The sequence below is a fragment of the Cellulomonas sp. P5_C6 genome, from assembly GCF_054049635.1.
The window spans coordinates 1-5,830 of record NZ_JBFULZ010000234.1; the positions used below are offsets into that span (position 1 = coordinate 1).

Sequence of the window (5,830 nt, forward strand, 5' to 3'; positions counted from 1 at the left end):
ACGCTGGCCGGAGGCCGACGTGGGCGCGCCGGCTGCGGCGGGGGCCGCGCCGCGACCGCGACCACGGCCGCGACCACCACCGCCGCCACCGTTGCCGCCGCCGTTGGAGGCGGTCACGGGCGGCGCGACGTACTTCACGGGTGCGGCGACCTCGCCGACGAGGCGCGTGAGCGTCGCGTCACCGGGGAAGACGGGCTTCGGCGTCGCGGTGATCTTGGCCGCACGCGTGAGCTGGCGGACGTCGCCGCGCTGCTCGGGCAGGACGATCGTGACGACGTCGCCGCCGGACCCGGCGCGTGCGGTGCGGCCCGAGCGGTGCAGGTACGCCTTGTGCTCGGCCGGCGGGTCGACGTGCACGACGAGCTCGATGTCGTCGACGTGGATGCCGCGCGCGGCGATGTCGGTGGCGACGAGCACGCGGACGGCGCCGGACGAGAACGCCTCGAGGTTGCGCTCGCGGGCGCCCTGGGCGAGGTTGCCGTGCAGGTCCACGGCGGGGATGCCGTCCATGGTCAGCTGCTTGGCCAGCTTCTTGGCCTGGTGCTTGGTGCGCATGAACAGCACGCGGCGGCCGGTGCCGGAGGCCAGGTGGTGGACGACCAGCTTCTTGGCGTCCGCGTCGCGCACCTCGAACAGGTGGTGCGTCATGGCGGCGACGGGGGACTCGGCGCTGTCGACGGAGTGCTCGACGGGCGAGGTCAGGTACCGCTTGACCAGCTGGTCGACGCCGTTGTCCAGGGTGGCCGAGAAGAGCAGACGCTGGCCGACCTTCGGGGTCTTGTCCATGATCCGCTTGACGCCCGGCAGGAAGCCGAGGTCGGCCATGTGGTCGGCCTCGTCCAGCACGGTGATCTCCACGCCGTCGAGCGTGAGCGCCTTCTGGTTGAGCAGGTCCTCGAGGCGGCCCGGGCAGGCGATGACGATGTCGATGCCGCCGTTGAGCGCGGAGACCTGCTTGCCCTGCGAGACGCCGCCGAAGATGACGGTCGTGTTCAGGCCCATCACCTTGGCCAGCGGGGCGATCGTGGCGTCGATCTGCGACGCGAGCTCACGGGTCGGGGCCAGCACGAGGGCGCGGGGCCGACGGGGGGCCTTGCCCTTGCCCGCCGTGGCGGCGAGCCGCACGACCAGCGGGAGGGCGAACGCGAGGGTCTTGCCGGAGCCGGTGCGGCCACGGCCGAGCACGTCACGGCCGGCCAGCGAGTCGGGCAGCGTCGCGGTCTGGATGGGGAAGGGGGAGGTGATGCCCTGGGCCGTCAGTGCGGCGGACAGGGCAGAGGGCACGCCAAGGTCGGCGAAGGAAGTCACAGATAGAGCCTCTCGGGCTTGGTCGGGGTCCGCCGCCAGAGCAACCAGAGCTGGTGCTCCGGGGGACCTCCACGACGCGGGGCGCGCAGGTTCGCGCAGCCCTTGGTGTCCCTACCCTCTCACACCGGACCCCGCGAGAGGGCTCGCGGTGGTGAGCGTCACAGGGGACGATCGGACGCAACCGACGCCGTTACCTGGAGGAACACCCCCGATGACCATCCCCGCGACCGTCGGCGCGATCGCCTCCGCCCGCGACCTGGTCAAGGTCTACGGCGCGGGCACGACGACCGTGCGGGCCCTCGACGGGGTCGACGTCGACCTGGTCCGCGGCGAGCTCACGGCGATCATGGGGCCGTCGGGCTCGGGCAAGTCGACGTTGATGCACTGCCTCGCGGGCCTGGACCGGCCGACGTCGGGCACCGTCGTGGTGGACGGCGTGACGGTCAGCAGCCTGTCCGAGCGGCGGCTGACGGCCCTGCGGCGGACTCGGGTCGGGTTCGTGTTCCAGGCCTACAACCTGGTGCCGACGCTGACCGCGCTGGAGAACATCACCCTGCCGCTCGACATCGCGCGCCGGAGCGTCGACCGGGCGCACCTCGACCTGGTCGTGGAGACACTCGGGCTGACGGACCGGCTGAACCACAAGCCGAGCGAGCTCTCCGGCGGGCAGCAGCAGCGGGTGGCCTGCGCCCGGGCCCTCGTCGCGCGACCGGCGGTGGTGTTCGCGGACGAGCCCACCGGCAACCTCGACAGTTCCTCGGCCGCCGAGGTGCTCGGGTTCCTGCGGCGCAGCGTCGACGACCTCGGCCAGTCCGTCGTCATGGTCACGCACGACGCGACGTCGGCCGGGTACGCGCACCGGGTGCTGTTCCTCGCCGACGGCCGGCTGGTGGGCGAGCTGCGGGACCCGACGGCCGAGACGGTCCTCGCGGCGCTGACGGCGCTCACCTCGAGACGCTCGTCCTGATGGTCCGCGTCGCCCTGCGCGGGGTCCGGGCGCACCTCGTACGGTTCTGCCTCTCGGTGCTGGCGGTCGCGCTCGGGGTCGCCTTCGTGGCGGGCACCTTCGCGCTCCGCACGATGCTCGGGTCCACGTTCACGGACATCATCGCGACGACGACGCTGGGCGACGCCTACGTCCGTGGCGCCGAGCCCGCCGGCGGCACGGGAGGGCCCGACCGGATCAGCCCCGTGACCCGCAACCCGGTCCCGCTGACCCTCGTCGACCAGCTCGAGGCGGTCGACGGCGTCGCGGCGGCGCTGCCGGACGTGCAGGGCCCGCTCGTGCTCGTCGGCGCGGACGGCACCGCCGTGCAGAGCACCCAGGCGCCCAGCTTCGGGTTCGCCTACGACCCGCGGGACCGGGCCGCGCACGTCGTCGCGGGGCGTGCGCCGCAGGAGCCGGGGGAGATCGCCGTCGAGTCCGCGACCCTGCGCGCGTCCGGGCTGTCGATCGGCGACGCGACCAGCGTGGTGATCGGCGGTGAGGTCCGGCCCGTGACGGTGGTCGGCGAGATGGGGCTGGGCGCCGCGCTGGCGGGCGCGACCGTGGTCTTCGTCGACCCCGCGACGGCGGTCGCGGCCTACGCGCCCGACGGCACGGTCGCCACCATCTCCGTGCAGGCGGAGGACGGGCTCTCCGAGCAGCAGCTGGTCGACCGGATCCGGCCCGTCGCCGCGGCGTCGTCGACCCCCGCCGAGGCCGTGACCGGCGACGAGGTGCGCAAGGAGGCCACCGCGAACATCCTCACGGTGCTCGGGTTCATCACGACGTTCCTGCTGGTGTTCGCCGGGATCTCGCTGTTCGTCGGCGGCTTCATCATCGCCAACACGTTCTCCATGTGGGTGCGCCAGCGGACCCGGGAGCTCGCGCTGCTGCGGGCCGTCGGTGCGTCGCCCCTGCAGGTGTTCTCCTCGATCGTGCTGCAGGCGGCCATCGTCGGCGTCGTCGGCTCCGTGCTCGGCGTGGCGGGTGGCCTCGGGCTGGTCGTCCTCCTGCGCTCCGTCCTCGGCCGCGTCGGGATGGAGCTGACCGGCCGGGTGCCGCTGGACGGGTTCACGCTGGTGGTGTCGGTGCTGGTCGGCACGCTGGTGAGCGTGCTGGCCGCCGCCCTGCCGGCACGTCGTGCCGCGCTGGTGCCCCCGGTCGAGGCCCTGCGCGACGAGGTGTCCGTGCCGGAGCGACCGCTGCGTCGGCGGGCCGTCGTCGGCTGCGTCCTGGTGCTGGTGGGCGGCGCCGCCATCGCCGTCGCGATGGTCGACCCGACCGCCGACCACGCCGGCGCGCTGCTGGGCCTCGGTGCGGCCGGGGTGGTCCTCGGCGTGCTCGCCGCGTCCGCGGTGCTCGCGCGCGGCATGCTCCGGGTGCTCTCGGTGCCGGTCGTCCGGTGGCGGCCGGTCGGCCCGCTGGCCCGCGGCAACGTCACTCGCAACCCGCGCCGGACCGCCAACACGGCGGGGGCGCTGATGATCGGGATGGCGCTGGTCGGCGCCGCCGCGGTCATCGCCGCCACGACGCAGGCGTCCACCAGCGCGATCGTCTCGCGCGAGGCCACCACCGACTACATCCTGCGCGGCGCGGCCCAGGGGACCGTCCCGGCGCAGGCGGTCGAGGACGTCCGGGCGCTGCCCGACGTCCGCGCGGCGGACACGTTCGCCACCGGGTCGGTCCTCGTGCACGGCGACCCGTTCGTGGTCACCGGCATCGATCCGACGGCCATCGGCCGCAGCATCCGCACGCGGGTGGTCGAGGGATCGTTCGCCGACGCCCTCGCGGAGGGCGAGCTCGCGGTGCAGCGGACCACGATGGACGACGAGGACTGGKTGCTCGGCCAGACGCTGACGCTGGTCGGCTCGACCGGCGCACAGACGCTCCCGATCGGCGCGGTCATCGACTCGCCCGCGTTCGGCGTGCCGTTCGTCGTGTCCCAGACGGTGCTCGACCAGCTGCTGCCGCCCGACGAGCAGCGCGTGACCACGGTGTTCGTCACCGCGGCCGCCGGAGCCGACGTCGCGGCCCTGCGGCGCGAGCTCACGCAGGTCGTCCGCCCGTACGTCGTCGTCTCCGTCATGGACAGCGAGGAGTTCGTCTCGGACCTCGCCGCGCAGGTCGACCGCGTCCTGGTCATCCTCTACGCGCTGCTCGGGCTGTCGATCGTCATCGCGGTGCTCGGCATCATCAACACCCTCGCGCTGTCGGTGATCGAGCGGACGCGGGAGATCGGGCTGCTGCGTGCCGTCGGGCTGGGTCGGCTCCAGCTGGGCACGACGATCACCCTCGAGTCGGTGCTGACCGCGGTGTTCGGCACCTCGGTCGGGCTGGTGCTGGGCGTCGCGCTCGCGGCCACGCTGCCCACCGTCTTCGCCGACGTCGGGCTGCGCACGCTCGCGATCCCCTGGTCGAGCCTGGCGCTCATGCTCGCCCTCGCGGTGGTCGTCGGCGTCGTGGCCGCCCTGTGGCCCGCGGTGCGCGCGGCGCGTCTGCCCGTGCTCGAGGCCGTGACCACCGACTGACCGATAACCTCGGAGCGTGAGCGACACGGGGTACGGCGACTTCGAGTTCGAGCGTCGCTTCTGGGCGCGGGACGTGCCCGCCGACCTGCTGGACGCCTCCCCGGCGCTCATCGTGCAGAGCTACGTGCTGGCCGACGGCGGCTTCGCCATCCGCGTGCGGGTGCAGGCCACCGTCGCCGGGCTCGTGCTCGAGCCGGGGCTGGACGAGCTCGAGATACTCGAGCGGTACGCGGACCAGATGGAGTTCTGCGCGATCACGGTCAAGGGGCCGATGAACGAGGGCACCCGCTACGAGGCCGAGCGCGAGCTGGACGTCTCCGTGGGCCTCGAGCTGGTCCGCCGCGGGGGCTCGCGCGTGGCCAAGACGCGGCACTCGGCGTGGCTGGGCGACGACGGCTGGGTGGTCGACACCTTCGCCGGCGCGAACGCACCCCTGGTGGTCGCCGAGGTCGAGCGCGGCGGCCCCGTGACCGACCTGACCATCCCGGAGTTCTGCGTCACCGAGCTGACGTCGGACCCGCGGTTCTCCAACGACGCGCTGGCGGGCTCGCCGTACGGCACCTGGTCCGCGGCGTACGAGGCCGAGCTGGCGCGCACCGGCCCCAAGTTCCTGCAGAGCCTGGGCCACAACCACCGCCCGGGCGACGCCGGACCGGCCTAGTCCATCCAGCGGCGGTGCCGGCGCGCGGTCGCCCGGTCCACCGACATCCCGGCCGCCAGCTCTGCCTCGTCGGTGGCCACCTGCTCGAGGGCGTGCAGCCGGCCGTAGGTGAACGTGCTCTCGCCGTCGAGCTCCGCCTGCAGGGCGAGCCGGCGCAGCGTCTCCCGCCGGACCACCCCGTCGTGCTGGGCGCCGAGCCGGTCCTGCAGGTCGCGTGCGCGCCGGGCGCTGCGCCGCGCGGGCTTGCCGACGTACTCCTGCGCGATCTCGGCGGCGTACCTGGCCCGGCGTGCCGCCTTGCGGACCTCGTGCAGGGCGTCGTCGCGCTCGTCGCCGGCCGGTGCGGCC

The 5,830-nt window shown here is 74.0% G+C and carries 5 protein-coding genes; 3 read left to right on the forward strand and 2 right to left on the reverse strand.

The features are described 5' to 3' along the window. Positions 1-1,308: DEAD/DEAH box helicase (locus ACXJKG_RS18820; protein ID WP_456847263.1), on the reverse strand; the 1,308-nt coding region annotated here is incomplete at its 3' end. A gap of 211 nt (positions 1,309-1,519) precedes the next feature. On the opposite strand from ACXJKG_RS18820, the gene ACXJKG_RS18825 reads away from it, so the two are divergent. Genes ACXJKG_RS18825 through ACXJKG_RS18835 form a run of 3 tightly spaced genes read left to right on the forward strand, consistent with a single transcriptional unit; the run spans position 1,520 to position 5,482 of the window. Continuing rightward, a complete protein-coding gene (locus ACXJKG_RS18825; protein WP_456847264.1) occupies positions 1,520-2,275 on the forward strand; it encodes an ABC transporter ATP-binding protein in 756 nt (251 codons plus the stop codon). Next, entirely contained in the window at positions 2,275-4,821 is a 2,547-nt protein-coding gene (locus ACXJKG_RS18830; protein WP_456847265.1) for an ABC transporter permease, read from the forward strand. The genes ACXJKG_RS18825 and ACXJKG_RS18830 overlap by 1 nt, the downstream gene beginning before the upstream one ends. A gap of 16 nt (positions 4,822-4,837) precedes the next feature. Beyond that, on the forward strand, positions 4,838-5,482 hold the full coding sequence (locus tag ACXJKG_RS18835; protein ID WP_456847266.1) for a hypothetical protein: 645 nt from the start codon (positions 4,838-4,840) through the stop codon (positions 5,480-5,482). On the opposite strand, the gene ACXJKG_RS18840 is transcribed toward ACXJKG_RS18835, so the two are convergent. After that, positions 5,479-5,830: CHAD domain-containing protein (locus ACXJKG_RS18840; protein WP_456847267.1), on the reverse strand; the 352-nt coding region annotated here is incomplete at its 5' end. The genes ACXJKG_RS18835 and ACXJKG_RS18840 overlap by 4 nt on opposite strands.

Excerpts from the sequence above, each read along its gene's own strand:
- ACXJKG_RS18825 (WP_456847264.1), top strand. The coding sequence starts at position 1,520 with ATGACCATCCCCGCGACCGTCGGCGCGATCGCCTCCGCCCGCGACCTG.